Source organism: Bifidobacterium pullorum subsp. saeculare, assembly GCF_016899725.1.
Taxonomy (GTDB): Bacteria; Actinomycetota; Actinomycetes; order Actinomycetales; family Bifidobacteriaceae; genus Bifidobacterium; species Bifidobacterium pullorum_C.
Map to the genome: position 1 here is coordinate 1 of NZ_JACLYU010000074.1, position 594 is coordinate 594.

Genomic DNA, 594 nt, shown 5'->3' on the forward strand with positions numbered 1-594 from the left:
CGTCCAGGATGACGGACTCCTTCTTACCCTCCGCCACGAGGATGGAGGATTTCTTCTCACCCTCTGCCCGGAGGATGGCCTCACGTCGCTCACGCTCCGCCTTCATCTGCTTCTCCATAGCGTCCTGGATGGCTGCCGGCGGGATGATGTTTTTCAGCTCCACCCTCTTCACCTTGATGCCCCAGGGATCTGTAGCCACGTCCAGAGTAGCCCGCATTTTCGTGTTGATAGTCTCCCTGGATGTCAGCGTCTGGTCCAGCTCCAGGTCACCGATGATGTTTCGCAGCGTGGTGGCTGTCAGGTTCTCGATAGCCATGATAGGATTTGCCACGCCGTAGCAGAACAGCTTCGGGTCTGTGATCTGGTAGAACACAACGGTATCGATGCGCATGGTAACGTTATCCTTTGTGATCACAGGCTGGGGCGCGAAGTCCACCACCTGCTACTTCAGATCCACACGCCTTGCCACCCGCTCGATGAACGGGATCTTGAAGTGGATGCCCACTCCCCATGTAGCCTGGTAGGCTCCCAGCCGCTCAATGACGAGCGCCTTTGACTGCTGTACTACCTTGACACAGGATATGAGTATCAGTA

1 pseudogene is annotated in these 594 nt (G+C 56.4%); it reads right to left on the reverse strand.

The annotated features are described in order from the left end of the window. A pseudogene (locus tag H7U32_RS09495) lies at positions 1 to 592 on the reverse strand (SPFH domain-containing protein); the annotation flags it as partial. Positions 593 to 594 lie beyond the last annotated feature (2 nt).